This is a genomic window from Streptomyces sp. DSM 40868 (assembly GCF_011820545.1).
Lineage (GTDB): Bacteria > Actinomycetota > Actinomycetes > Streptomycetales > Streptomycetaceae > Streptomyces > Streptomyces eurythermus.
Genome location: NZ_CP050504.1, coordinates 5,247,322 through 5,272,237, shown reverse-complemented (window position 1 = coordinate 5,272,237; position 24,916 = coordinate 5,247,322). Strand labels below are relative to the sequence as shown.

The 24,916-nt window shown below is 69.6% G+C and carries 36 protein-coding genes and 1 pseudogene; 6 read left to right on the top strand and 31 right to left on the bottom strand.

All coding sequences use genetic code 11. The annotated features are described in order from the left end of the window. Positions 1–87 precede the first annotated feature (87 nt). From rpsK to rpsJ, 29 genes and pseudogenes are all read right to left on the bottom strand, one after another. Positions 88–492: a 30S ribosomal protein S11 gene (gene rpsK / locus HB370_RS24200; RefSeq protein ID WP_003956432.1), complete on the bottom strand. Its 405-nt coding sequence runs from the start codon at positions 490–492 to the stop codon at positions 88–90. A 65-nt stretch (positions 493–557) separates the two neighbouring features. After that, positions 558–938 (bottom strand): 30S ribosomal protein S13, encoded by a 381-nt coding sequence (gene rpsM, locus HB370_RS24195; protein ID WP_023547369.1) that lies wholly within the window; start codon positions 936–938, stop codon positions 558–560. Positions 939–1,130: 192 nt separating this feature from the next. Then, the gene (gene rpmJ / locus HB370_RS24190; protein WP_003998809.1) at positions 1,131–1,244 is read right to left on the bottom strand and encodes a 50S ribosomal protein L36; all 114 of its coding nucleotides are present in this window, start codon (positions 1,242–1,244) and stop codon (positions 1,131–1,133) included. Positions 1,245–1,304: 60 nt separating this feature from the next. Further along, positions 1,305–1,526 (bottom strand): translation initiation factor IF-1, encoded by a 222-nt coding sequence (gene infA, locus HB370_RS24185; protein ID WP_003948620.1) that lies wholly within the window; start codon positions 1,524–1,526, stop codon positions 1,305–1,307. A gap of 151 nt (positions 1,527–1,677) precedes the next feature. Beyond that, a pseudogene (locus HB370_RS24180) lies at positions 1,678–1,853 on the bottom strand (type I methionyl aminopeptidase); the annotation flags it as partial. 104 nt (positions 1,854–1,957) lie between these two features. Continuing rightward, on the bottom strand, positions 1,958–2,794 hold the full coding sequence (map, locus tag HB370_RS24175; RefSeq protein ID WP_030778529.1) for a type I methionyl aminopeptidase: 837 nt from the start codon (positions 2,792–2,794) through the stop codon (positions 1,958–1,960). A 100-nt stretch (positions 2,795–2,894) separates the two neighbouring features. Then, positions 2,895–3,557, bottom strand: a complete 663-nt coding sequence (locus tag HB370_RS24170; protein WP_030778527.1) for an adenylate kinase — start codon at positions 3,555–3,557, stop codon at positions 2,895–2,897. Further along, a complete protein-coding gene (secY, locus tag HB370_RS24165; RefSeq protein ID WP_030778524.1) occupies positions 3,557–4,870 on the bottom strand; it encodes a preprotein translocase subunit SecY in 1,314 nt (437 codons plus the stop codon). The genes HB370_RS24170 and secY overlap by 1 nt, the downstream gene beginning before the upstream one ends. A gap of 189 nt (positions 4,871–5,059) precedes the next feature. Further along, complete coding sequence (rplO, locus tag HB370_RS24160; protein ID WP_030601181.1) at positions 5,060–5,515, bottom strand: 50S ribosomal protein L15; 456 nt, start codon at positions 5,513–5,515, stop codon at positions 5,060–5,062. Positions 5,516–5,517: 2 nt separating this feature from the next. Continuing rightward, positions 5,518–5,700 (bottom strand): 50S ribosomal protein L30, encoded by a 183-nt coding sequence (rpmD, locus tag HB370_RS24155; protein WP_003998814.1) that lies wholly within the window; start codon positions 5,698–5,700, stop codon positions 5,518–5,520. Between the two features lie 2 nt (positions 5,701–5,702). Then, positions 5,703–6,308 carry a 30S ribosomal protein S5 gene (rpsE, locus tag HB370_RS24150; RefSeq protein WP_019753099.1) on the bottom strand — a complete coding sequence of 202 codons (606 nt, stop codon included), beginning with the start codon at positions 6,306–6,308 and terminating at the stop codon, positions 5,703–5,705. Between the two features lie 36 nt (positions 6,309–6,344). Continuing rightward, the gene (gene rplR / locus HB370_RS24145; RefSeq protein WP_030601188.1) at positions 6,345–6,728 is read right to left on the bottom strand and encodes a 50S ribosomal protein L18; all 384 of its coding nucleotides are present in this window, start codon (positions 6,726–6,728) and stop codon (positions 6,345–6,347) included. Between the two features lie 3 nt (positions 6,729–6,731). After that, the gene (gene rplF, locus HB370_RS24140) at positions 6,732–7,271 is read right to left on the bottom strand and encodes a 50S ribosomal protein L6 (protein ID WP_030778519.1); all 540 of its coding nucleotides are present in this window, start codon (positions 7,269–7,271) and stop codon (positions 6,732–6,734) included. Positions 7,272–7,295: 24 nt separating this feature from the next. Beyond that, positions 7,296–7,694, bottom strand: coding sequence for a 30S ribosomal protein S8 (rpsH, locus tag HB370_RS24135; protein ID WP_014674378.1), 399 nt, complete (start codon positions 7,692–7,694; stop codon positions 7,296–7,298). 214 nt (positions 7,695–7,908) lie between these two features. Further along, positions 7,909–8,094: a type Z 30S ribosomal protein S14 gene (locus HB370_RS24125; RefSeq protein WP_003948630.1), complete on the bottom strand. Its 186-nt coding sequence runs from the start codon at positions 8,092–8,094 to the stop codon at positions 7,909–7,911. A 5-nt stretch (positions 8,095–8,099) separates the two neighbouring features. Next, the gene (gene rplE, locus HB370_RS24120) at positions 8,100–8,657 is read right to left on the bottom strand and encodes a 50S ribosomal protein L5 (protein ID WP_030345436.1); all 558 of its coding nucleotides are present in this window, start codon (positions 8,655–8,657) and stop codon (positions 8,100–8,102) included. Further along, entirely contained in the window at positions 8,657–8,980 is a 324-nt protein-coding gene (rplX, locus tag HB370_RS24115; RefSeq protein WP_030601194.1) for a 50S ribosomal protein L24, read from the bottom strand. Before rplX ends, rplE begins: the two co-directional genes overlap by 1 nt. 2 nt (positions 8,981–8,982) lie before the next feature. Further along, entirely contained in the window at positions 8,983–9,351 is a 369-nt protein-coding gene (rplN, locus tag HB370_RS24110) for a 50S ribosomal protein L14 (RefSeq protein ID WP_003998823.1), read from the bottom strand. 101 nt (positions 9,352–9,452) lie between these two features. Beyond that, positions 9,453–9,740, bottom strand: coding sequence for a 30S ribosomal protein S17 (gene rpsQ, locus HB370_RS24105; protein WP_020941675.1), 288 nt, complete (start codon positions 9,738–9,740; stop codon positions 9,453–9,455). Beyond that, entirely contained in the window at positions 9,737–9,961 is a 225-nt protein-coding gene (rpmC, locus tag HB370_RS24100; RefSeq protein WP_018564811.1) for a 50S ribosomal protein L29, read from the bottom strand. The genes rpsQ and rpmC overlap by 4 nt, the downstream gene beginning before the upstream one ends. Then, positions 9,961–10,380, bottom strand: coding sequence for a 50S ribosomal protein L16 (gene rplP, locus HB370_RS24095; protein ID WP_009190136.1), 420 nt, complete (start codon positions 10,378–10,380; stop codon positions 9,961–9,963). The genes rpmC and rplP overlap by 1 nt, the downstream gene beginning before the upstream one ends. Before the next feature lie 5 nt (positions 10,381–10,385). Further along, entirely contained in the window at positions 10,386–11,210 is an 825-nt protein-coding gene (gene rpsC, locus HB370_RS24090) for a 30S ribosomal protein S3 (RefSeq protein ID WP_010036723.1), read from the bottom strand. After that, positions 11,210–11,557 carry a 50S ribosomal protein L22 gene (rplV, locus tag HB370_RS24085; protein WP_030778516.1) on the bottom strand — a complete coding sequence of 116 codons (348 nt, stop codon included), beginning with the start codon at positions 11,555–11,557 and terminating at the stop codon, positions 11,210–11,212. Before rplV ends, rpsC begins: the two co-directional genes overlap by 1 nt. A 43-nt stretch (positions 11,558–11,600) precedes the next feature. Then, positions 11,601–11,882 carry a 30S ribosomal protein S19 gene (gene rpsS / locus HB370_RS24080; protein ID WP_004984529.1) on the bottom strand — a complete coding sequence of 94 codons (282 nt, stop codon included), beginning with the start codon at positions 11,880–11,882 and terminating at the stop codon, positions 11,601–11,603. A gap of 12 nt (positions 11,883–11,894) precedes the next feature. Next, positions 11,895–12,731, bottom strand: coding sequence for a 50S ribosomal protein L2 (gene rplB, locus HB370_RS24075; RefSeq protein WP_030601203.1), 837 nt, complete (start codon positions 12,729–12,731; stop codon positions 11,895–11,897). Positions 12,732–12,771: 40 nt separating this feature from the next. Then, on the bottom strand, positions 12,772–13,191 hold the full coding sequence (gene rplW / locus HB370_RS24070; protein ID WP_030778513.1) for a 50S ribosomal protein L23: 420 nt from the start codon (positions 13,189–13,191) through the stop codon (positions 12,772–12,774). Beyond that, positions 13,191–13,841: a 50S ribosomal protein L4 gene (gene rplD, locus HB370_RS24065; protein ID WP_030778511.1), complete on the bottom strand. Its 651-nt coding sequence runs from the start codon at positions 13,839–13,841 to the stop codon at positions 13,191–13,193. Before rplD ends, rplW begins: the two co-directional genes overlap by 1 nt. Positions 13,842–13,849: 8 nt before the next feature. Further along, positions 13,850–14,494 carry a 50S ribosomal protein L3 gene (gene rplC / locus HB370_RS24060; protein WP_030601213.1) on the bottom strand — a complete coding sequence of 215 codons (645 nt, stop codon included), beginning with the start codon at positions 14,492–14,494 and terminating at the stop codon, positions 13,850–13,852. 16 nt (positions 14,495–14,510) lie between these two features. After that, entirely contained in the window at positions 14,511–14,819 is a 309-nt protein-coding gene (rpsJ, locus tag HB370_RS24055) for a 30S ribosomal protein S10 (RefSeq protein ID WP_003948644.1), read from the bottom strand. A 482-nt stretch (positions 14,820–15,301) separates the two neighbouring features. On the opposite strand from rpsJ, the gene HB370_RS24050 reads away from it, so the two are divergent. Further along, a complete protein-coding gene (locus HB370_RS24050) occupies positions 15,302–15,937 on the top strand; it encodes a hypothetical protein (RefSeq protein WP_030778509.1) in 636 nt (211 codons plus the stop codon). On the opposite strand, the gene HB370_RS24045 is transcribed toward HB370_RS24050, so the two are convergent. Next, complete coding sequence (locus tag HB370_RS24045) at positions 15,927–16,436, bottom strand: hypothetical protein (RefSeq protein ID WP_030778507.1); 510 nt, start codon at positions 16,434–16,436, stop codon at positions 15,927–15,929. The two genes, HB370_RS24050 and HB370_RS24045, sit on opposite strands and share 11 nt — an antisense overlap. A 108-nt stretch (positions 16,437–16,544) precedes the next feature. Here HB370_RS24045 and HB370_RS24040 point away from each other — a divergent pair, with 108 nt between their 5' ends. From HB370_RS24040 to HB370_RS24030, 3 genes are read left to right on the top strand one after another with little or no spacing between them, the layout of a single operon-like run. Next, positions 16,545–17,450, top strand: a complete 906-nt coding sequence (locus HB370_RS24040) for a serine/threonine protein kinase (protein WP_030778505.1) — start codon at positions 16,545–16,547, stop codon at positions 17,448–17,450. Then, complete coding sequence (locus tag HB370_RS24035) at positions 17,450–19,645, top strand: serine/threonine-protein kinase (RefSeq protein WP_030778503.1); 2,196 nt, start codon at positions 17,450–17,452, stop codon at positions 19,643–19,645. The genes HB370_RS24040 and HB370_RS24035 overlap by 1 nt, the downstream gene beginning before the upstream one ends. Positions 19,646–19,663: 18 nt before the next feature. Beyond that, complete coding sequence (locus HB370_RS24030; protein WP_030778496.1) at positions 19,664–21,805, top strand: serine/threonine-protein kinase; 2,142 nt, start codon at positions 19,664–19,666, stop codon at positions 21,803–21,805. 20 nt (positions 21,806–21,825) lie between these two features. Here the strand turns inward: HB370_RS24030 and HB370_RS24025 are convergent, their stop codons facing one another. Further along, on the bottom strand, positions 21,826–22,923 hold the full coding sequence (locus HB370_RS24025; protein WP_030778494.1) for a hypothetical protein: 1,098 nt from the start codon (positions 22,921–22,923) through the stop codon (positions 21,826–21,828). 93 nt (positions 22,924–23,016) lie between these two features. Between HB370_RS24025 and HB370_RS24020 the strand changes: the two genes are divergently transcribed. After that, on the top strand, positions 23,017–23,475 hold the full coding sequence (locus HB370_RS24020) for a MarR family transcriptional regulator (protein WP_244405623.1): 459 nt from the start codon (positions 23,017–23,019) through the stop codon (positions 23,473–23,475). Next, a complete protein-coding gene (locus HB370_RS24015) occupies positions 23,472–24,905 on the top strand; it encodes an MFS transporter (protein ID WP_030778492.1) in 1,434 nt (477 codons plus the stop codon). The genes HB370_RS24020 and HB370_RS24015 overlap by 4 nt, the downstream gene beginning before the upstream one ends. The last annotated feature ends 11 nt before the right edge of the window (positions 24,906–24,916 follow it).

Here is a 24,916-nt window from a genome sequence, read left to right as displayed (position 1 = left end):
GGGAAAAGCGCGGGTACTGCAAGGGTACGGGCGGCACGTCCCCGAAGAGCCGTACCGCCCGGAACCCAGCCAGTCGAAGCGCGTGCGTCAGACGCGGCGGCGCTTCGGCGGGCGGCAGCCGTTGTGCGGGGTCGGGGTGACGTCCTGGATGGAGCCGACCTCGAGACCCGTGGCCTGGAGGGAACGGATCGCGGTCTCGCGACCGGAGCCCGGGCCCTTCACGAACACGTCGACCTTGCGCATGCCGTGCTCCTGGGCGCGGCGGGCGGCCGACTCGGCGGCCATCTGCGCGGCGAACGGCGTGGACTTCCGGGAGCCCTTGAAGCCGACGTGGCCGGCGGAGGCCCAGGAGATCACGTTGCCGGACGGGTCCGTGATCGAGACGATCGTGTTGTTGAACGTGCTCTTGATGTGCGCGTGGCCGTGAGCGACGTTCTTCTTTTCCTTGCGGCGCACCTTCTTGGCAGCGCCCTGACGACCCTTGGGGGGCATCTAATAACTCCTACGGGAGGTGGTCGGTCCTACAGCGAAGACCGTGGACAGGCGTCCGCTGCGGACTACTTCTTGCCCGGCTTCTTCTTGCCGGCGATGGCGCGACGCGGGCCCTTGCGGGTACGGGCGTTGGTGCTGGTGCGCTGACCGCGGACGGGCAGACCGCGACGGTGACGGAGACCCTGGTAGCAGCCGATCTCGACCTTGCGGCGGATGTCGGCCTGGATCTCGCGACGGAGGTCACCCTCGGTCTTGATGTTGTTGTCGACGTACTCGCGGATCGCGACGAGCTGCTCTTCCGTCAGGTCGCGGACGCGGGTGTTCGGGTCGACGCCGGTCGCAGCCAGCGTCTCCTTGGAGAGGGTCCGGCCGATGCCGAACACGTAGGTGAGGGCGACCTCCACGCGCTTTTCGCGCGGGATGTCAACACCGGAAACGCGTGCCATTCAATGGCTCCTGGTGATTCTTCGGAGGTCTTCCGCAGAACCGGCTCCCGGCCGCCGTACCAGGTACGAACCGGGTCCCCGGCCTCCGAACCGGGGGTATCGAGCTGGATGGCTCGGGTCCTGCGTATGAACATATTCAGCTCGCGTCGCGCGAAACTCTGCGATAGAGGTGCAGAGGGAAACGGTCGTGCGTCAGCCCTGGCGCTGCTTGTGGCGCGGGTTCTCGCAGATGACCATGACCCGGCCGTGACGGCGGATCACCCTGCACTTGTCGCAGATCTTCTTGACGCTCGGCTTGACCTTCATGGGGTGAGGTTCTCCGGGTCAGTGCCATCGCACCGGGCGGGCCCGGGGCGCGGGCAAGATCTACTTGTACCGGTAGACGATCCGGCCACGCGTCAGGTCGTACGGAGACAGCTCCACCACGACCCGGTCGTCAGGGAGGATGCGGATGTAGTGCATACGCATCTTGCCGCTGATGTGTGCCAGGACCTGGTGGCCGTTCTGGAGCTCGACCTTGAACATGGCGTTCGGCAGAGACTCGACGACAGTGCCCTCGATCTCGATGGCACCTTGCTTCTTGGCCACGCTTCGCCCTTCGAATCGACTACCTTGATCGACTCCGCCGTGCACCGATTGTGAGCATGCAGGCATGCGGGTGCACAAGAGCCGACGAGTCAGTCTACGTCGGCGCACCCGGAAAGGCGAATCGGGGAAGTCTGCCCCATCGGGGTGATCCTTACGCGAGCGGGTCGGGTGCCGTCGTGATGCCGAACTCGGCGAGCCTCGCCTTGCCGCCGTCGGGAGCGGTGAGGACCGGGGCCCCTGCTCGGTCAGGGCGACGGAGTGCTCCCAGTGGGAGGACCAGGTGCCGTCGGTCGTGATGACCGTCCGGTCGTCGGACAGGACCTCGGACCCGATGTCCGGATGCCGATCTCGCGGGCTCGGCGCCCGGGGCGCCTCACAAGCTTCGAGCGGCTGCGCCGGTCTCCGACCGGCGGTCGCGGCTCGGCCCCGCTTCAGGCCAAGGGGTCCGGCGCCGCCACCACACCATACTCGGCCAGCTTCGCCTTGCCGCCGTCGGGCGCCGTGAGGACCAGGGGCCCCTGCTCGGTCAGGGCGACGGAGTGCTCCCAGTGGGAGGACCAGGTGCCGTCGGTCGTGATGACCGTCCAGTCGTCGGACAGGACCTCGGTCTTCGGGGTGCCGAGGGAGACCATCGGCTCGATGGCCAGGCAGAAGCCGGGGACCAGCTTGGGGCCCTTGCCGCGGCGCCGGTCGACGTAGTTCAGCAGGTGCGGGTCCATGTGCATCTCGGTGCCGATGCCGTGGCCGCCGTAGTCCTCGATGATGCCGTAGCGGCCGCCGCCGGGCTTGGGCTGGCGGCGGATGTAGGTCTCGATCGCCCGGGAGATGTCGACCAGGCGGTTGCCCTGCTTCATCGCCGCGATGCCGGCCCACATCGACTCCTCGGTCACCCGGGACAGCTCGATCAGCTCCGGGGAGTGACCGGAGCCGACGAAGGCCGTGTAGGCCGCGTCACCGTGCCAGCCGTCGACGATGGCGCCGCAGTCGATGGAGATGATGTCGCCGTCCTTCAGGACGACGTCGTCGGAGGGGATGCCGTGCACGACCACGTCGTTCACGGAGGTGCAGATGGTGGCCGGGAAGCCGCCGTAGCCGAGGAAGTTCGACTTGGCGCCGTGCTCGGCGAGGACCTTGCGGGCCACCTCGTCCAGGTCCCGGGTGGTCGCGCCGGGCACCGCGGCCTCGCGCGTGGCCGCGTGGATGGCGGCTACGACCAGGCCCGCCGCCCGCATCTTCGCGATCTGCTCGGGGGTCTTGATCTGCACCATGGGGGGCCTGCGCTCTCCGTCACTCACATCGACTGGGGTACCTGTACAACAGTACGGCCGCGGCGCCCGGGGAGGGCACCGCGGCCGGAAGGGCCGGGATCTACTTCTCGGCCTTCTCGCGCTTGAGGGCCTCCAGCGCCCGCTGCGTGATCTCGTCCACCGGGCCCAGGGAGGAGATCGTCACGACCAGCTCCTGCGCCTTGTAGTAGTCGATGATCGGCTCGGTCTGCGTGTGGTAGACCTCGAGCCGCTTGCGGACGGTGTCCTCGGAGTCGTCGTCGCGCTGGTACAGCTCACCGCCGCAGACGTCGCAGACGCCCTCCTGCTTGGGCGGGCTGTAGGTGACGTGGAAGACGTGCGAGGAGTCGTTGCGGCAGATGCGCCGGCCGGCGATCCGCTTGACGACCTCCTCCTCGGGGACCTCCAGGTCGAGGACGGCGTCCAGGGTCATGTGCTCGTCCTGGAGCAGCTGGTCCAGCGCCTCCGCCTGCGAGACGTTGCGCGGGAAGCCGTCCAGCAGGAAGCCCTTCTCCGCGTCCGGCTGCTCCATGCGGTCCTTCGCCATCGCGATGGTCACCTCGTCGGGGACGAGGTTGCCGGCGTCCATGTAGGACTTGGCGAGCCGGCCCAGCTCCGTCTGCCGGCTGATGTTGGCGCGGAACAGGTCGCCCGTGGAGATGTGCGGGATGCCCAGCTTCTCTGCGAGCCGGACGGCCTGCGTTCCCTTACCGGCACCCGGCGGCCCGACGAGGACGATACGCATCAGCGGAGGAACCCTTCGTAATTGCGCTGCTGGAGCTGGCTCTCGATCTGCTTCACCGTCTCGAGGCCGACACCCACGATGATGAGGATGCTGGTCCCACCGAAGGGGAAGTTCTGGCTTGCTTGGAAGCCCACCAACGCCATTGTCGGTACGAGGGCGATCAGACCCAGATACAGCGAACCCGGCCAGGTGATCCGGTTGAGCACGTAGCTCAGGTACTCAGCGGTCGGTCGGCCAGCCCGGATGCCCGGGATGAAGCCACCATACTTCTTCATGTTGTCGGCTACTTCCTCGGGGTTGAAGGAGATAGCGACGTAGAAGAACGCGAAGAAAACGATGAGCAAGAAGTACGAAGTGATGTAAATCGGGTGGTCGCCTTGGGTGAGATTCCGCTCGATCCAGGTCTTCCAGCCCGAGTTGCCCCCCGCGAACTGCGCGACCAGCGCCGGGATGTAGAGCAGCGACGAGGCGAAGATGACGGGGATCACGCCCGCCTGGTTCACCTTGAGCGGGATGTACGTGGACGTACCGCCGTAGGAACGGCGTCCGATCATCCGCTTCGCGTACTGCACCGGGATGCGGCGCTGGGCCTGCTCGACGAAGACGACGAGCGCGACCATGACCAGGCCGACCGCGATGACGGTGCCGAACTCGATCCAGCCGCCGGCCAGCGAGCCCTGCTTCTTGATGGCCCACAGCGCGGACGGGAAGGTCGCGGCGATCGAGATGAACATCAGGATCGACATGCCGTTGCCGATGCCGCGGTCGGTGATCAGCTCACCGAGCCACATCACCAGGGCGGTGCCGGCGGTCATGCAGATGACCATCGTGATGGTCGTGAAGATCGCCTGGTCCGGGACGATGCTGGTGGCGACCGAGCAGCCGTTGAAGAGCGCGCCGCTGCGGGCGGTCGCGACCAGGCCGGTGCCCTGGAGGATGGCCAGCGCCACCGTGAGGTAACGGGTGTACTGGGTGATCTTCGCCGTGCCGGCCTGGCCCTCCTTCTTCAGGGCTTCCAGGCGCGGGATCACCACGGTCAGCAGCTGAAGGATGATGCTGGCGGTGATGTACGGCATGATGCCGAGCGCGAAGACCGTGATCTGGAGCAGCGCGCCGCCGCTGAACATGTTGACGAGGCCGAACAGGCCCTGGTTGGCGCCGGCCTCCTTCACGCACTGCTGGACGGCCTGGTAGTTGACGCCGGGGATGGGGATGTGGGTACCGACCCGGTAGACCACGATGATGCCCAGCGTGAAGAGCAGCTTCTTGCGCAGGTCGGGCGTCCTGAACGCCCGGGCGAACGCGGTGAGCACGGTGCCTCCTGCGACCCCCGCGCAACTGCGTCAAGGGTGACGGTCTGAGGTTCGACGAATACGAAAGAGAACAGTGCAGGCCACCTTACCGGCGACCATGCCCCCCTAGGAACGACCAACCGGGGATACCTCATTGTGAGGTATCCCCGGTCGGGATCGTTTACGTCATCGACGCTGCGTCCGAGGGACTCAGACGAGCTCGGTGACCGTGCCGCCGGCGGCGGTGATCTTCTCCTTGGCGGAGCCGGAGACGGCGTCGACCGTCACCTGCAGCGCCACGGAGATCTCGCCCTGGCCGAGGACCTTGACGAGGCTGTTCTTGCGAACGGCGCCCTTGGCCACCAGCGACTCGACGGTGACCTCGCCACCCTCGGGGTAGAGCGCGGCCAGCTTGTCGAGGTTCACGACCTGGTACTCGGTCTTGAACGGGTTCTTGAAGCCCTTCAGCTTCGGGAGGCGCATGTGGAGCGGCATCTGGCCACCCTCGAAGCGCTCCGGAACCTGGTAACGGGCCTTGGTGCCCTTGGTACCACGACCGGCCGTCTTACCCTTCGACGCCTCACCACGACCGACACGGGTCTTGGCGGTCTTGGCGCCGGGGGCCGGACGGAGGTTGTGGATCTTCAGCGGGTTGTTCTCCGCCATGATCAGTCGACCTCCTCGACCGTCACGAGGTGGCGGACGGTGTGCACCATGCCGCGGAACTCGGGGCGGTCCTCCTTGACGACCACGGTGTTGATCCCCTTGAGACCAAGCGACCGAAGGGTGTCACGGTGGTTCTGCTTGCTGCCGATGTAGGACTTGACCTGCGTGATCTTGAGCTGCGCCATGATTACGCACCCGCCCCGGCACGCGCACGCAGCAGAGCCGCGGGAGCGACGTCCTCGAGCGGCAGACCACGGCGGGCCGCGATCTCCTCGGGACGCTGCAGGCCCTTCAGGGCCTCCACGGTCGCGTGCACGATGTTGATGGCGTTGTCGGAGCCGAGCGACTTCGACAGCACGTCGTGGATACCGGCGCACTCGAGCACGGCGCGCACCGGACCACCGGCGATAACACCGGTACCGGGGGACGCGGGCTTGAGCAGCACGACGCCGGCGGCCTTCTCACCCTGGATCGGGTGCGGGATGGTGCCCTGGATACGGGGGACCTTGAAGAAGTGCTTCTTGGCCTCCTCAACGCCCTTGGCGATGGCGGCCGGCACCTCCTTGGCCTTGCCGTAACCGACACCCACGGTGCCGTCACCGTCGCCCACCACGACCAGCGCGGTGAAGCTGAAGCGACGACCACCCTTCACAACCTTGGCGACGCGGTTGATCGCGACGACGCGCTCAACGTACGCGGTCTTCTCGGCGGCAGCAGCGCCGCCGTCACGGCCCTTCCGGTCCCGCCGCTCGCCGCCACCGGCACCGCTTCCGCGGCGCTGGGGTCCAGCCATTGGATTACCTCTCTCTTTCCGCTAGCTACAAGCGGCTCAGAACTTGAGCCCGGCTTCGCGGGCGGCGTCCGCCAGGGCCGCGATGCGGCCGGCGTACTGGTTGCCACCACGGTCGAACACGACGGCCTCGACACCGGCGGCCTTGGCGCGCTCGGCGACCAGGGCGCCGACCTGCTTGGCCTGCGCGGACTTGTCGCCCTCGGCACCGCGGATCGACGCGTCCAGGGTGGACGCCGACGCCAGGGTGTGGCCCTTCAGGTCGTCGATCACCTGCGCCACGATGTGGCGGTTGGAGCGGGTCACGACCAGACGGGGGCGCTCCGCCGTACCGGCGATCCGCTTGCGGATCCGGATGTGACGGCGCTTGATCGCGGCGCGCTTGTAGGCGTCGCCCTTGAGGATCTTCTGCCCGTATGCCATGGCTTACTTACCCGCCTTTCCGACCTTGCGGCGGATGACTTCGCCCTCGTACTTGACACCCTTGGCCTTGTACGGGTCGGGCTTGCGCAGCTTGCGGATGTTGGCCGCAACCTCGCCGACCTTCTGCTTGTCGATGCCCTCGACCGAGAAACGGGTCGGGGTCTCCACCTTGAAGGTGATGCCCTCGGGGGCCTCGACCACGATCGGGTGGCTGTAACCGAGAGCGAACTCCAGGTTGGAACCCTTGGCGGTCACTCGGTAACCGACACCGCTGATCTCGAGCTTCTTCACGTAACCCTGGGTCACGCCGGTGATCATGTTCGCCACCAGCGTGCGGGAGAGGCCGTGCAGGGCCTTGCTCTGACGCTCGTCGTTCGGGCGCAGCACCTGGAGGGTGCCGTCCTCGCCCTTAGCGATGTCGATCGGAGCCGCAATGGTGTGGGTCAGTTCGCCCTTGGGGCCCTTGACCTTCACCGTACGGCCGTCGATGGTGACGTCCACGCCGGCGGGAACCGCGATGGGGAGCTTGCCGATGCGCGACATAGCTGTTTCCTCCGTTCCCTTCTGCTACCAGACGTAGGCGAGGACTTCCCCACCCACGCCCTTCTTGCCGGCCTGCTTGTCGGTGAGGAGCCCGTGCGACGTGGAGATGATCGCCACGCCGAGGCCGCCCAGCACCTTCGGCAGGTTGGTGGACTTCGCGTAGACCCGGAGACCGGGCTTGGAGATCCGCTTGATGCCCGCGATGGAGCGCTCACGGTTGGGGCCGAACTTCAGCTCCAGGACGAGGTTCTTGCCGACCTCGGCGTCCTCGACCTTCCAGCCCGTGATGAAGCCCTCCTGCTGGAGGATCTCCGCGATGTGCGACTTGATCTTGGAGTGCGGCATCGACACCGAGTCGTGGTACGCCGAGTTCGCGTTCCGCAGACGCGTCAGCATGTCTGCGATCGGATCAGTCATGGTCATGAATTGGCCTGTGGCCTTTCTCGCCGGGGTTTCCTATATGCGCCATCCCTCTCCCCGTACTTCTGCAGACGGGACGGGTGCGGCGCGGGGACCTACGGCGTAGTAAGTCGTTCAGGGCGGCAGAGCCCAACCCCACCAGCCTACGGCATCGGTGGTTCGGGCCCTGCCGTCCCGGTTGCTTACCGAGAGGTCCCAGAATCCCTAAATGAGGGGATTACCAGGAGCTCTTGGTCACGCCCGGCAGCTCGCCACGGTGAGCCATCTCACGGAGGCACACGCGGCACAGGCCGAACTTGCGGTAGACGGAGTGCGGACGACCGCAGCGCTGGCAGCGGGTGTAGCCACGCACACCGAACTTGGGCTTGCGAGCAGCCTTCGCGATGAGAGCCTTCTTCGCCATCTCGCTCACGCCTCCTTGAACGGGAAGCCGAGGTGACGGAGAAGGGCACGGCCCTCTTCGTCGTTGGTCGCCGTGGTCACCACGGTGATGTCCATACCCCGGACGCGGTCGATCTTGTCCTGGTCGATCTCGTGGAACATGACCTGCTCCGTGAGACCGAAGGTGTAGTTGCCACGGCCGTCGAACTGCTTGGGGGACAGGCCGCGGAAGTCGCGGATGCGCGGCAGCGCGAGCGACAGGGTGCGGTCCAGGAACTCCCACATGCGGTCGCCACGGAGCGTGACGTGGGCACCGATCGGCTGACCCTCACGCAGCTTGAACTGCGCGATGGACTTGCGGGCCTTGGTGACGGCCGGCTTCTGACCGGTGATGGTGGTCAGGTCGCGGATCGCGCCCTCGATCAGCTTCGAGTCACGGGCGGCGTCGCCGACACCCATGTTGACCACGATCTTGACGAGGCCGGGAACCTGCATGACGTTCTCGTACTTGAACTCGTCACGCAGCTTGCCCGCGATCTCCTCGCGGTACTTCTGCTTCAGACGCGGAGTGGTGGTGGTAGCCATCAGATGTCCTCACCCGTCCGCTTGGCAACGCGGATCTTGTTGCCCTCTTCGTCGAAGCGGTAGCCGACACGCGTGACGACCTTCTTGCCGTCCTTCTCCACGACCAGCTGGACGTTGGAGACGTGGATCGGCGCCTCGGTGGTCACGATGCCGCCGGCCTGGGAACCGCTGGCGGTCGGACCGGCCTTGGTGTGCTTCTTGACCCGGTTGACACCCTCGACCAGGACGCGCTCCTCGCGCGGGTAAGCGGCAATGACCTTGCCCTGCTTGCCCTTGTCCTTGCCGGTGATGACCTGGACCAGGTCGCCCTTCTTGATCTTCATGCTTACAGCACCTCCGGCGCGAGCGAGATGATCTTCATGAACTTCTTCTCGCGCAGCTCACGGCCGACCGGGCCGAAGATGCGGGTGCCGCGAGGGTCGCCGTCGTTCTTCAGAATGACGGCGGCGTTCTCGTCGAAGCGGATGTACGAGCCGTCCGGACGGCGGCGCTCCTTGACGGTGCGAACGATGACCGCCTTGACGACGTCACCCTTCTTCACGTTGCCACCGGGGATCGCGTCCTTGACGGTGGCGACGATGACGTCACCGATGCCCGCGTAGCGGCGACCGGAGCCACCGAGCACACGGATGCAAAGGATCTCCTTCGCACCAGTGTTGTCGGCGACACGCAGTCGCGACTCCTGCTGGATCACGTCTATCTCCTGATCGTCTGCCGGTTCCCGGCAGGGGCCTCAGTTACGAGGACCCCTGCCGAGCCTGGCGGAACTGACCTGCGGGGTTAGCCCCGCAGGAATTACTTGGCCTTCTCGAGGATCTCGACGACGCGCCAGCGCTTCGTCGCGGACAGCGGCCGGGTCTCCATGAGGAGGACGCGGTCGCCGACACCCGCGGCGTTCTGCTCGTCGTGCGCCTTGAGCTTGTTCGTACGGCGGATGACCTTGCCGTACAGCGCGTGCTTGACGCGGTCCTCGACGGCGACGACGACGGTCTTGTCCATCTTGTCGCTGACGACGAGGCCCTCACGGGTCTTGCGGAAGCCGCGCGCCTCGGTGTTCTGCTCAGTCACGTTGTTCTCGCTCATGCGTTCTCCACCGTTTCGATGCCCAGCTCGCGCTCGCGCATCAGGGTGTAGATCCGCGCGATGTCCTTACGGACGGCCTTCAGCCGGCCGTGGTTTTCGAGCTGACCCGTGGCCGCCTGGAAGCGGAGGTTGAACAGCTCTTCCTTGGCCTCGCGGAGCTTGCCCAGAAGCTCCTCGTTGCCCAGCTCGCGCAGCTCGGACGCCTTGGTACCGGCCGACATCACGCTTCACCTGCCTCGCGCTTGACGATCCGGCACTTCATCGGCAGCTTGTGGGCCGCACGGGTCAGCGCCTCACGGGCGATCTTTTCGTTGGGGTACGACAGCTCGAACATCACACGTCCGGGCTTGACGTTCGCGATCCACCACTCCGGAGAACCCTTACCGGAACCCATGCGGGTCTCGGCGGGCTTCTTGGTGAGGGGACGGTCCGGGTAGATGTTGATCCAGACCTTGCCGCCACGCTTGATGTGGCGGGTCATCGCGATACGGGCCGCCTCGATCTGGCGGTTCGTGACGTAGGCCGGGGTCAGCGCCTGGATGCCGTACTCGCCGAACGCAACCTGCGTCCCACCCTTGGACATACCGTTGCGCTTCGGGTGGTGCTGCTTGCGGTGCTTGACCCTACGGGGGATCAGCATTTCGGTCAGGCCTCCGTTCCGGTGCTCTCAGCCGGAGCGGCAGCCGCGGGGGCCTCGGCCTTGGGGGCCTCGGCACCAGCAGCCTGCTGCGGCTTGCGACCGCGCCGCTCGCCACCGCGGCCACCACGGGCCGGGCGGTCGGCGCCACCGCGGGCCGGGCGGTTACCCGCACGGGCGGCAGCGTTCTCGGCGCGGACCTCGGCGATGTTCTTGACGTCGCCCTTGTAGATCCAGACCTTCACGCCGATGCGGCCGAAGGTCGTCTTGGCCTCGAAGAAGCCGTAGTCCACGTTCGCGCGGAGCGTGTGCAGGGGCACACGGCCCTCGCGGTAGAACTCCGAGCGGGACATCTCGGCGCCGCCGAGGCGGCCACCGCACTGGATCTTGATGCCCTTGGCGCCGGCCTTCATGGCGGACTGCATGCTCTTGCGCATGGCCCGACGGAAGGAGACGCGGGAGGACAGCTGCTCGGCGACGGCCTGGGCCACCAGCTGAGCGTCCGTCTCCGGGTTCTTGACCTCGAGGATGTTGAGCTGGACCTGCTTGCCGGTCAGCTTCTCCAGGTCACCGCGGATGCGGTCGGCCTCGGCGCCGCGGCGGCCGATGACGATGCCCGGGCGAGCGGTGTGGATGTCCACGCGGACGCGGTCACGGGTGCGCTCGATCTCGACCTTGGAGATGCCGGCGCGCTCCATGCCGGACGTCATCATCCGACGGATGGCGACGTCTTCCTTGACGTAGTCCTTGTACAGCTTGTCGGCGTACCAACGCGACTTGAAGTCGGTCGTGACACCGAGCCGGAACCCGTGCGGGTTTACCTTCTGGCCCATTACCGGGTTCCTTCCTTGCTGCTGACGACCACGGTGATGTGGCTGGTCCGCTTGCGGATCCGGTAGGCACGGCCCTGGGCGCGCGGCCGGAACCGCTTCAGGGTCGGGCCCTCGTCGACGTAGGCCTCGGAAACGAAGAGGCTGTCGACATCGGTGTGGTCGTAGTTGTGCGCGGCGTTGGCGATGGCGCTGTCCAGCACCTTGCCCACCGGCACCGAGGCGGCCTGCGGAGCGAATCGCAGGACGGCCTGGGCCTCCGTGGCGTCCATGCCACGGATGAGGTCCACCACGCGGCGGGCCTTCATGGGCGTGACGCGGATGTACCGCGCCTGGGCCCTGGCTTCCATGGTTGTCCCTTCAGTTACTTACGTGTCTGAATGCGATCCGCTACTAGCGGCGCTTCGACTTCCGGTCTTCCTTGACGTGGCCCCGGAAGGTGCGCGTCGGCGAGAACTCGCCGAGCTTGTGGCCGACCATCGACTCGGTGACGAACACCGGGATGTGGGTCTTGCCGTTGTGCACCGCGATCGTGTGGCCGAGCATGGCCGGGACGATCATCGAGCGACGGGACCAGGTCTTGATGACGTTCTTGGTGCCCGCTTCGTTCTGGGCGTCCACCTTCTTGATCAGGTGGTCGTCGACGAAGGGCCCCTTCTTCAAGCTACGAGGCATCTCAACCCGTCCTTAGCGCTTCTTGTTCGTCTTGCGGCGGCGGACGATGTACTTGTTCGACGCCTTCTTGGGCGAACGAGTACGGCCTTCCTTCTTGCCCCACGGGGACACGGGGTGGCGACCACCGGAGGTCCGGCCCTCACCACCACCGTGCGGGTGGTCAACCGGGTTCATGACCACACCACGGACGGTCGGGCGAACGCCCAGCCACCGCTTGCGGCCCGCCTTGCCCCAGTTGATGTTGCTCTGCTCGGCGTTGCCGACCTCGCCGACGGTGGCGCGGCAGCGCACGTCGACCAGACGGATCTCACCGGACGGCATGCGCAGGTGGGCGTAGGCGCCCTCCTTCGCGAGCAGCTGCACGGAGGCACCGGCGGAGCGGGCGAACTTGGCACCGCCACCGGGACGGAGCTCGATCGCGTGGATCGTGGTACCGACCGGGATGTTGCGGAGGGCCAGGTTGTTGCCCGGCTTGATGTCGGCCCCGGGACCGTTCTCCACGGTGTCGCCCTGCTGCAGGTTGCGCGGGGCGAGGATGTAGCGCTTCTCGCCGTCGGCGTAGTGCAGCAGCGCGATGCGCGCGGTGCGGTTGGGGTCGTACTCGATGTGCGCGACCTTCGCCGGCACGCCGTCCTTGTCGTGACGACGGAAGTCGATCACGCGGTAGGCGCGCTTGTGTCCGCCACCCTGGTGGCGAACGGTCACACGACCGGCGTTGTTACGGCCGCCCTTGCTGTGCAGCGGGCGAACCAGCGACTTCTCCGGCGTGGACCGCGTGACCTCGACGAAGTCGGCAACGCTGGCGCCACGACGGCCCGGCGTAGTCGGCTTGTACTTGCGGATTCCCATTTCTCAGTCCTCGTCCGATATCGGACGATCCGGACCGCCCTTAGGCGGTCGGACCGCCGAAGATGTCGATACGGTCGCCCTCGGCGAGGGTCACGATCGCGCGCTTGGTGGCGGCACGCTGGCCGAACCCGGTGCGGGTCCGCTTGCGCTTGCCGGCGCGGTTGATCGTGTTGACCCCGGTGACCTTGACGTCGAAGACCGCCTGGACGGCCTGCTTGATCTGGGTCTTGTTGGCGTTCGGGTCGACGATGAACGTGTACTTGTTCTCGTCGAGGAGCGCGTAGCTCTTCTCGGAGACGACCGGCTTCAGCAGGACGTCACGGGGGTCCGTGTACGACTTGCTCAGCGGGGTCTCGACGGTGTTCTTGCCCTCGGTGGCGTGGCGACGCGCCTTGGCGACGCGCGCGGCCTTGGCGGCCTTGGCGGCCTTCGAGGCGATAGCGGGGTGACGGATGGCCATCAGACCTCGCTCCCTTCGGTGTCGTTGGCCTTCGGGCCGGCGACGAAGGACTCGAAAGCGGCCTGGGTGAAGACCACGTCGTCCGAGACGAGAACGTCGTACGTGTTCAGCTGGCCCGGCTCCAGGATGTGGACCTGGGGCAGGTTGCGGGCGGACAGCCACGCGGCCTCGTCGGAGCGCTCGGCGACCAGGAGCAGGTTCTTGCGCTCCGAGATCTTGCCGAACAGGCTCTTCGCGGCCTTCGTGGAGACCTGGCCCTCGACCACGCCGGAGACGACGTGGATGCGGTTGTGACGCGCCCGGTCGGTGAGGGCACCGCGCAGGGCGGCGGCCTTCATCTTCTTCGGGGTCCGCTGCGAGTAGTCACGCGGCACGGGACCGTGCACGACGCCACCACCGGCGAACTGCGGCGCGCGGGTCGAGCCCTGACGGGCGCGGCCGGTGCCCTTCTGGCGGTACGGCTTCTTGCCGCCACCACGGACTTCACCGCGGGTCTTGGTCTTGTGCGTGCCCTGGCGGGCAGCGGCCAGCTGCGCGACGACGACCTGGTGGATCAGCGGGACGCTGACCTTGGCGTCGAAGATCTCCGCGGGGAGCTCGACGGAACCGGCCTTCTCGCCCGCCGGCGAAAGGATGTCAACAGTGCTCATCGGTTACCTCAGGCCCCCTTGGCCGCGGTGCGGACCAGGACGAGGCCGCCGTTCGGACCGGGAACCGCGCCCTTGATGAGCAGCAGACCCTTCTCCGCGTCAACGGCGTGGACGGTCAGGTTCTGGGTGGTGACCCGCTCGTTGCCCATGCGACCCGCCATGCGGAGGCCCTTGAACACACGGCCCGGGGTGGCGCAGCCACCGATGGAACCGGGCGAGCGGTGCTTGCGCTGGGTGCCGTGACCGGCGCCGAGGCCACCGAAGTTGTGACGCTTCATGACACCGGCGAAGCCCTTGCCCTTGCTCTTGCCGGTGACGTCGACCTTCACGCCGGCCTCGAACACCGCAGCGGTGATCTCCTGGCCCAGCGTGTACTCGGAGGCGTCCGCGGTGCGGATCTCGACGAGGTGGCGACGGGGGGTGACGTCGGCCTTGGCGAAGTGACCCTTGAGGGGCTTGTTCACCTTGCGCGGGTCGATCTCGCCGAAGGCGATCTGGACCGACTCGTAGCCGTCGACGTCGTTGGTACGAACCTGGGTCACGACGTTGGGGCCGGCCTTGACGACGGTGACCGGAACAACACGGTTGTTCTCGTCCCACACCTGCGTCATGCCGAGCTTCTCGCCCAGGATGCCCTTGATCTGCTTAGCCATTCTCAGCCCACCAGCCTCAGAGCTTGATCTCGATGTCGACACCGGCCGGCAGGTCGAGTCGCATCAGAGAGTCAACGGTCTTGGGGGTCGGGTCGAGGATGTCGATCAGGCGCTTGTGCGTGCGCATCTCGAAGTGCTCGCGCGAGTCCTTGTACTTGTGCGGCGACTTGATGACGCAGTACACGTTCTTCTCAGTGGGCAGCGGCACCGGGCCCGCGACCGACGCACCAGTGCGAGTCACCGTCTCGACGATCTTCTTCGCCGAAGAGTCGATGACCTCGTGGTCGTAGGCCTTGAGCCGGATGCGGATCTTCTGTCCCGCCATGGCTACTCAGTAGTCCTGTCTCTCTAACGCTCTGGAACCCGGTGTTGCTTCTGGGTGACCTTTGCTCCTCCGACCCACGCGGTCGGGCGTGTCGCGCTCCCGCTGACATGAATGTCCCTTGTCCGAACATCCCTGCGGGATTGACACGGCCCTTCCGGAACCGCGGACCGGGGACCTCGGGCCCACCGGGCGCCTGGCCGGTATCGCGCTCACACTTCCCGGAAGATTCCCGTACGTCCGCCCCAGCGCTGCCCGAGGGCAGTTAGGACGACGAGTACTGTGGGACTCGCTTCCGGTCCTCCCGGCGGGAGGCGCGCAGCATCAACACTCGACCGAGCAACTCCGACAGTCTGCCATACGGGGCAGGCGCTGTGCCAATCGGGCCGAAGAGATTACCCCGAAGGTGACGTAGGTCAAACCGGAGTGCCGGTGCGGCGCACCGCGGCTTCCGGTACGAGATCACCGGCGCCGAAGATGACGTGGTGCACGACACCACCCCGTACGCCTTCCGGATCTCGGCGGACAACCCGGTACCGCTGCCCGCTTCCGACGCGGAGCTGGTCTCGACGGTCTCCCACCGCTCCGGGAACGCACCGCTGGCCCGGGTCCACGCCTCCCGTACGCCCGGACAACCGTTCTGGATCCACTCCGCCCCCGACGACCGCCCGCTCTGCTCGGTCACCCCCGCGGGCCCGGACACCTACGACCTCCACGCGTCCGACGGCACTCCCCTGGCCCGCGTCACCCGCCGCCCCGGCCGCCTGCTCCCCTGGCCCCGCCGGACCCGCTGGACCGCGCAGGTCGTCTACCCGTCCCAGCGGATCACGGGCAAGGCGGGCACCTGGTACGCCTGGCTGCTCTACGTGGTCACCGCCCCGGCCTGGCTGCTGTGGGTGCTCTGTGCGACGGTGTACTCCTTCTTCGACGGCAGCCCGGACGACTTCACCTTCGGCCGCCCCGCCCGCACCCGCTGGCGCGCCCCCGGCACCGGCACGGTCCTGGACTACCGGGGCCTGAGCAGGACCTACCGCCACGACCCCCGGCGCCTGGACGTCCGGGTCGCCTACGCGCTGGCGCTCCTGCGCACCTGGGTCCGCGAACGACGGTTCAGAGCCTGAACAGCGCCCCGCGCCAGGTCCACCCGGCACCGAGAACCGCCTCCTGCAAGGGCGTCTTCATCTCGGCGGTGTCGAAGCGGTAGTCCTCCGTGAACCGGATCTTCCCGTCGGGCCCCCGATCGACCGTCCAGCTCCGGGACACGGACCTGACCTGCCCCCGGGAGTACTCCGCCGACAGGACCAGCCTGGGCCTGTCGCCGACCCAGGTGACCTCCCACTCCCGGTCGAGCGCGCGCACCTCCCGCTTCTCCGGGACCAGCCGCATCCGGGTCTCCAGGGACCGGCTCACCTTGGCCCGCGCGAAGAAGCCGTGCCAGGCGGGCTCCCGGATACGCCACTCCGCCACCAGATCGGCACCGCCGCCGGCCCCTTCCCGCACGACGTACGGCACGTCCGGCCCGCCGACGGCGAGCAGGGCGGCGCGGATCTCCGAGGTGGGGCGGGGCGGGATGGCGGGGTCGGGATATTTGGTGCCGGTGAAGCGGTCGAGAAGGCTCATGTGATCATCCTGCTCCGCCTCGCGCGCGGCGAAGGCCGTCGCCCGGGGTGCTTCCGACACGGCCGGTAAGATCATCGGCCTGTGCCGGCAATCGGGGGGAACGCGCGCATGGAGCGGCTGCGTCAGGACGACCCGCCGCTGATCGGACCGTACGCGGTGCTGGGCGGGCTGGACGAGGAGCAGGAACGGCGGCGGGCACCCGAGCGCCGGTACATCGCCCGGAGTGCGGACGGACGGCGCACGGTCCTGGTCCACCTGCCGCATCCCGGCATCGATCCCGCCCGCTGGGCCGCCGAGGCCGAGGCCGCCCGACGGCTGTCCGTGCCGGGCTTCGCACCCGTGACCGAGGTGACCGGGACGGCTGTCCCGCCCTGGTACGTCACCCCCTACACCCCTGTACTCCCCCTGCCCGCGGTGCTGGCCGCCCATGGCGGTCCCCTGCCGGAACCCGTCGTACGGGCGCTCGGGGCGACCCTCGCCGGGGCGCTGGCGTCGGCCCACGCGCAGAGCGTGACCCACGCGGGTGTGTCCCCGGCGGCCGTACTGCTCGGCGTGGACGGTCCGTCGCTGGCCTGTTTCGGCGCCGTGCGCGCCGTGGCGCCGGACGGTGAGCGGCGGCTGGGCAGCCCCGCGCTCGACCCGGGGTGCCTGGCACCGGAGCAGGCGCAGGGCGGCCGGCCCCGGCCGCTCGGTGACGTGTACGGCCTCGGCGCCGTGCTCGCCTACGCGAGCACCGGGCACACCGTGCCGGAGCGGGAGGAGCTTCCGGAGTCGCTGCGGGACCTGGTCACCGCCTGCCTGTCCCGTGACGCCGCTCACCGGCCGTCGGCAGCCGGTCTCGCGGCCCTGCTGGCGGCGCCCGGCACGACACAGCCGCCGGCCCCCGTCCCCACAGTGGTCGACGTCCGCCGCTTCCCCCTCCCGGGCAGGATCGTCGCGGCCCTCGCCCGTCAGTCGGCGGACGTCCTCGTGGCCCTTCCGCCCGCGCACGCCCGGAAGGCGGGACAGCCCTGATGTTCACCCCTCTCACCCACCACGATCCCGCCCGGCTCGGCTCCTACCACTTGACGGCCCGCCTCGGCAGCGGCGGCATGGGCACGGTCTACCTGGCCCGCTCGGACTCCGGGCGGACCGTCGCCTTGAAGACGATGCACGCCCGCTCCGCCGCGGATCCCGTGCTGCGGACCCGGTTCCGGCTGGAGACGGACGCGGCCCGGGTCATCGGCGGCGAGTACGGGGCCCGGGTGTTCGACGCCGACCTCGCCCACGAGACGCCCTGGCTGGCCACCGAGTACCTGATCGGGCCGCCCCTCGACGAAGCCGTCCGGCTGAACGGTCCCCTGCCGGAGCGAACGGTCCGGGCCGTCGGCGCCCGCCTGTGCGCCGCGCTCGCCCGGCTGCACGACTCGGAGGTGGTCCACCGGGACCTGAAGCCGTCCAACATCATGGTGACGGCCGACGGTCCCAAGGTCATCGACTTCGGGATCGCGCGGGCCCTCGGCGACGACCGCCTCACCCGGGCCGGATCCGCGGCGGGCACCCCCGCCTTCATGTCGCCCGAGCAGGCGGCGGGCGAGGAGCACACCCCGGCCGGTGACGTGTTCGCCCTGGCCGGGGTACTGGTCCACGCCGCCACGGGCCGGGGGCCGTTCGGTACCGGACAGGCGGCGGACCTGCTGTACCGCGTGCGGTACGCGGAACCGGACCTGACCGGGGTGCCGGCCGGCCTCCTCCCCGTACTGCTTCCGTGCTTCGCCAAGGACCCGCGGCAACGGCCCACGACCGACCGGCTGTGTGCCCTGCTGGGCGGCGGGGAACAGGACTTCGCGGACTGCCTGCCGGAGCCCGTCCTCGCGGACATCGCCCGGCGGGCCGCCGACGTCTGGCGGGTCACGCCGCACCGGTTGCCGCCCCCGGCCGGGGAAGCCGGGGAAGACCGCGGCGACGCGTCCGTCGGCACCCGGGCCGGGATGTCCCGCCGCCGGCTGTTGTCCGTCGGCGGGGGTGCGGCCCTCGGTGTCGCCGCGGCGGGCGCGGGCACCTGGGTCTGGTTCGGGCGGCGCGGCGGATCCGAACCGGCGCGGCCGGCTCCGCCGACCGTCTCGGCAAAGCCGGCGTGGGGTCTGCTCTGGCAGGTGTCGGCCGATTTCACCGATCCGCCCGTGCCGCCGTTCCCGCTGCTGCTCGACCGCCTGGTGGTCGTGGGCGGAACCGATCTCAAGGGGGTGGACCCGCGGACGGGAAAGACGCTGTGGGCCGACCCCGAGGTGTACTTCGGGCATCGCACGGTCACCGACGGCGCGCGGATCCACACGCTGGACTACACCTTGGACAAGGCCGATCCGCTGTCCCTGTGCCCGGTCGGCCTGGCCGACGGCCGGGTCGGGGATCCGTATCTGGAGCTGAAGGACTTCCACGGCGGTCTCCACGGCACCCAGTTGCTGTGCGCCTCGGGCAACGCCGTCTACGTGGTCGGCGGCCGTAGTTCGCGGCCCATCGACTCGTCGCGCAACGACACCTTTCGCGCGGGCCAGTCCTGGCACCTGGTCGCCCTGGACGTCCACGCCCGCCGGAAGCGGTGGGAGGTCCCGCTTCCGGCGCGCCCCGACGGCAGCACGCGGCTGCACTTCCTGTCGGCCCAGGTGTCGGGGGAACGCCTGGTGCTCGTCCAGCAGTCGGCCGACGGCGCCACCCGGCTCGTCGTACGGGACACCGGCACCGGGCGCCTGCTGTGGGACCGTCCCCTCGACAGCGCGTCGCCGTCCTCCGGCCGGACCCGTCCGGCCGTGGACGACCGGCACGTGTACCCGGCGGCGGACGGGCTGCTCGCGCTCGGCCTGGACGACGGGAAGGTCGTCTGGCGGCGCGGCAAGGGCACCGCCTACAGCCCGCCCGCCGTCCACGACGGGGTGGTGTACGCGGTGGAGCCGGGCCGCGGCGTCGTCGCGCTCGACGCGGGCGGCGGCGAATCCCGCTGGGCGGAGAAGGGCGGCGGTGCGACCACCGCCGACCTCGCGGAGCCGCCCGTCGTCGGCGTCACGCATGTGTACCGCAGGGCGTCCTCGCGGCTGAGGGCGGTCGCCCTGGCCGACGGTGCCACGTCCCGTCCTGTGGACGCCCCCGCGACGGCCCGCTACTTCGCCCACCCCGCCTCCAGGCGCCTGATCGCCCTGGGCGAGGGCTATGCCGCCGGTTATCCGCTCCTCTGAGATGCAAGGTCGGGAAAGATGAAGCCACTGGGTACCGGAGACCCGCTCCGCCTGGGCCCGTACCGCGTCCTCGGCGTGCTCGGCGAGGGCGGCATGGGCAAGGTGTACGTGGGACAGGACAGTGACGGGCGGTCGGCCGCGGTGAAGGTCCTGCACCGCCATCTGGCGGACGATCCGCACCTCGGTCAGCGCTTCGTGCGCGAGGCCCGGATGGCCCAGGCGGTCGGCAGCCCGGGAGTGGCCAGGGTCCTGGACGCACAGACCGAGGGCGGGCGCCCGTGGATCGCGACCGAGTTCCTCAGCGGCCCGGACCTCGAAGACGTGATCCGCGCGTACGGCCCGCTGGACGAGAACGGGGTGCGCGCGCTCGCGGCGGCACTCGCGCTCACGCTGCGGGACATCCACGCCGCCGGTCTGGTGCACCGCGATCTGAAGCCGGCCAACGTGGTGCTCACCTCGGGGGGCCCGCGCGTCATCGACTTCGGCATAGCCCGCCCCGAGCACGGCCTGACCCTCACCACCACCGGGCAGGTGCCGGTCACCCCCGGGTACGGGGCGCCGGAACAGGCTCTGGGGCAGCGTGTGGGCCCGGCCGCCGACGTCTTCTCGCTTGGTGCCCTGCTGGTGTACGCGGCGAGCGGGCGACGGGCGTTCACCGGCTCGCACGTCGCCGCGGTGCAGTACGAGGTCGTCCACGGCGCACCGCGCATGGACGGGGTCCCGCCCGTCCTCCAGCCGCTCATCGGCCCGTGCCTGGCCAAGGATCCCGCGCACCGGCCCGCCCCGGAGGCGATCGCGCATGCCTTCGCCCCGCCGCCCGGCGCCGACCGCGTGTGGCGCTCCGGCGCGCTGGCCGAGGAGGTACGGCGCCGGGAACGCGCCCTGCACGAGCTGACCACCCTGCCGGGAACGGGCGTCACCCCGCGCGGGGCCTCGCGGCGCCGCGTGCTGACGGCCCTCGCGGTCGGCGGCCCGGTCGCCCTCGCCGGCGGGGGTGCGGCGACGTGGTGGTTCCTGCGCGGCAGCGGCGAGGACCCCTTCGACATCCCGCCCGCCGCCGCGACACCGAAGGCACGCCTGCTGTCGGCGGAAAAGGGGGATTACGTCCTCGGTCAGGCACCCGCCCCGCTGTGGAGCCGCCCCTCCGCCATCGGCTCCGGCTCCCCTGCCCCGCTGCCCGTACGGGACGTCCTGGTCGTCGGCGATCCCAAGGGCGGCATCACGGCGCACGGCGTGGTGGACGGCAAACCCCGCTGGTCCGCCCCCGAAGCGAGGGCGAAAGGCCGTTTCGTCTCGCTCTCCGACCGCCTGATAGCCGCCGTGGACGGCGAGGGCACGCTGCGGACCTTCGTCGCGTCCACCGGCGCCCCCAAGTGGACGGCGCCCGCCGAGGCCGCCAGTGTCCTCGCGGCCGACGCGGAGGCGGTGTACGTCGTCACCCGGGACGGCCGGCTTCGCGCGGTGGGCCGCTCCGACGCGCGGATCCGCTGGACCGCGAAGCCCGGTACGGACCTCGGTGCGGCGGGCACGGCGCGGGGCGTCGCGGCCCGGGGCGTCCTGGCCGTCGCGACGGAGGCGGGGCACGTGCTCGCCGTCGACACGCGCACCGGCCGGCAGCGGTGGCTGCTGCGCGACCAGGACGACGACAGACCGGCGATCACGGCGTCGGGCGGGACCCTCTTCGTGAGCGGCAGCCCGTACTTCACCGCCCGTCGCATCACCGACGGCAAGCAGCTGTGGCGCCCCGACCTGAGACGGGCGGACGGCACCAAGGTGTTCTGGGGCCCCGCGGCGGTCCACGGCCCCTACGTCTTCGCGGCGGCGCTCGGGGCGCCGCTCCGTTTCGACATGAAGGACGGCAAGCAGAGCGGCTGGCCCTACGACCTCCAGCAGCTGTGCGACCCGTACAGCCCGCTGGTGGTCCAGGGCCACGGCTTCTGGTCGGTCGCCGTCAACACGAAGGAGGGCGCGGTCAACGTCCTCAACGTGGCCGACGGACCGGACGGCGGCAGCCTCTCCAGGGACCCCGACTCCATGCTGAACAAGACGACCTGGAGTTTCCGCGTCATCAAGAACCCCGACGACTACTGGCTGACGGCCGACGCCAACCGCGTGTTCCTGGTGGACGGCGGCACGCTCACGGCACTACCGGTGTTCTGACCGCACGACGCCCCGCGGGGTCAGGGCTGGGCGGCCGTCCGCACGCTGCCGCAGCCGCGCTGCTTCGCCTCGTGGGCGGCGAAGGCCGTCAGGGCCGAGCGGGCGAAGGAGTCGGAGTAGTGCGGGACCGGGTAGCCGCCGGTGTCCTCGTCGTAGAGGCGGTACAGCGCGAACACGGCGGGCTGGGCCGACCGGCACGTCGAGGTGGCCCAGGTGTAGTCGTGCTCGCCGTAGGGCCCGGTCGCCGCCTTCAGTGCCGCTTCCTCACTGGCCAGGAAGTCCTTGGCCGACGCGCCGTAGTAGGCGTACAGGCCGTAGCCCGGCTTTCCGGCCTTCGTGACCAGGTAGCAGTTGACCTGCGGCGTGTCGGGGTCCGCCGGGTACTCCAGGACGTCCGGGGTGCCGTTGCGTGCCGCCTCCGTGTCGCGCAGCGCCGCGCACGAGCCGTCGGCCTGCCGCAGCAGCGGCTCGGCCGCGCCGGACCGGCCCAGGAGGCCCGGGGACAGGCCGGTGATCCGCTGGCCGGCTTCGACCTGGCAGCCGTGCTTCTCCGCGGCCTCGCGGGCGGTCTCGGTGGTCACCTGCCCGAGACCGGTCAGGGTCGTACTGTTCGCCGCCCCGAGCAGGTCACCGTAGGCGACCAGGGCCTTGTTCCGCTGGTTCACGCAGTCGAGCGCGACCATGACCTGGTAGGTGCCGCTCTCGTGGCGGAGGACGCCCGGCCAGCCGTGCCCCAGGGGCGCCGCCCGGTCCCGGACGCCGTTGTAGTTCGCGTTGTACCAGACGAGGGTCGACGCGGGGGCTTTCGAGGTGCTCCAGCGCAGCTTCACTTCCAGCGCACCGCGCTCCGCCCCGGATGCCTCGGTGCGGACGCGGCAGGAGGCCAGGTAGTCGCCGTCGTCCAGGTCCTCCGCGCTCAGCCGCGACGAGTGCAGCGCCGCGCTGAGCCCGCCCTGTGCCAGCGAGCCGTCGCACGCCCGGTCCACGGAGTCGTCGTCGCCTCCCGAGCCGATGACCCCGGTGCCGTAGAGGACGAGCCCCAGAAGTGCCAGGACCAGCAGGAGGGCTCCCGCGTACCACCCGGCGTGCCTGGGCCGGAGTCCGGATTTCGTCTGCATCGTGCTCATTCTGTCGGGTCGTGCCGACCCAGACGGCGCCTGGGTGACGAAGATTTACATAAGCTATAAATATAAAAGCGCTATGCTTCGGCCATGAGTCGTCAAGACACCGCTCCTGGCGCGTCCGCCGCCATCGGGGCGGCCCTCTACGGCCTGGCCACCAGGGCCGCGAGACGCCTGCCCCGGGACATGAGCCTGACGTCCGCCGCCACCCTGGCCACCCTGGAACGGACCGGCCCGCGGCGCGTCACCGATCTGGCCGTGGTCGAGGGCGTCACCCAGCCCGCGATGACCGCCCTGGTCCGGGTGCTGGAGGAGTCCGGCCTGGTCGAACGGCGGGACGACGCGTCCGACAAGCGGGTCAAGCTGGTGTGCCTGACCGAGGCCGGCGCCTCCTATGTCCGGGCGCGGCGCCAAGCGGGCGTCCAGGCGTTCGAGCGGTTGATCGGCAAGCTCACCGGCGACGAGGTCGAGGCGCTGGTGGCGGCCCTTCCGGCGCTGGAGCATCTGGCAGAGCTCGAGAGCCAGGACCGCGAAGGGCCGAAGCGGTGACCGGGCAGCCGCCCGGCGAGGGCGCGGCGAAGGCGTTACCGGTGGCGCGTTCCGAGGCACGGCCGCTGGTCCCCGCCCTGATGTTCATCGCCCTGGTCGTGGCCGCGGTCGGCAGCCTCGGCACGCCGCTCATCACCAGCGTGGCGACGTCGTTCCACGTCTCGCTCGGCAGCGCGCAGTGGACGCTGACCGTCGCACTGCTCAGCGGCGCCGTCGCCACGCCGGTCCTCGGCCGGCTCGGAGCCGGTCCGCACCGGCGGGCCGCGATCCTCGCCACGCTGGTGGTCGTCGTCGCCGGCAGCGCGCTCACCGTGCTGCCGCTGCCCTTCGCGTGGCTGCTGGCCGGCCGGGCGGCCCAGGGCGTCGGACTCGGGCTGACGGCACTGATGATGGGCGTGGCCCGGGACCACCTCCCCGAGGAACGCGGCGCGGCCGTGATCGCCCTGCTCTCGGTGGTCTCGGTCATCGGGGCCGGCGTCGGCTACCCGCTGGCCGCGCTGCTCGCCGAGTTCGGCGGGGTACGGGCCGCCTACGGCCTCGGCCTGGCCGTCACCGCCGCCGCCCTCCTGACCGCGTGGCGCTCCGTGCCCGAAGCCCCCGAAGGCCGCTCCGCCCACGTGGACGTGGCCGGCGCGGTCGTCCTGGCCGCCGCCCTGCTCCTGGTGCTGCTCCTCGCCGGCGAACGGAGCCTGTGGATCCGGCACTTCGCCGTGGCGGCGGGCCTCGCCGTCGTCGCGGTGGTGCTGCTCTGCGTCTGGACCGTCATCGAGCTGCGCGGCAAGACGCCCCTGGTCGGTGTCCGGGCGGTGCGGCACCCGGCGGTCGCCGGGGCGAACCTCGCCATGTTCGTCGGCGGGATCGGCATGTACCTCCTGCTGACGCTCATCACCCGGTACGCGCAGACGCCGCACGGCGCCGGCTACGGCTTCGGGCTGACGACCTTCGTCGCCGGGCTGGTCCTCGTCCCGTTCTCGGTGCTGGGGTTCGTCGCCGGCAAGCTCACGCCGCGGCTCCGGACGCGGATCCCCGGCCCCCTGCTCCTGGCGGGCAGCGCCGTCGTGGTCGGCGGCGGGTTCGCCCTGTTCGCGGCGGCCCGGTCGGACCTGGCCGAACTGTTCACGGCGATGGGCGTGCTCGGCTTCGGCGTCGGCGGCTTCTCGGCCGCGATGCCCGGCGTCATCCTGGCCGTCACCCCCAGGAGCGAGACGTCGAGCGCCATGAGCTTCAACTACGTCGTCCGCAGCGTCGGGTACTCCCTGGGCAGCGCCATCGGCGGCCTGATCCTCGCCGCGGGCACCGGCCCCGGCCGCCTCTTCCCCGACGACAGCGCCTACACCACCGCGGCGCTGGCCGGCATCGGCGCCATGGCGATCACGACGCTGACAAGCCTCGTTCTCGCCCGCCGACGCTCGTCCGAGACCAACCCGTGAGTTCACCCCCC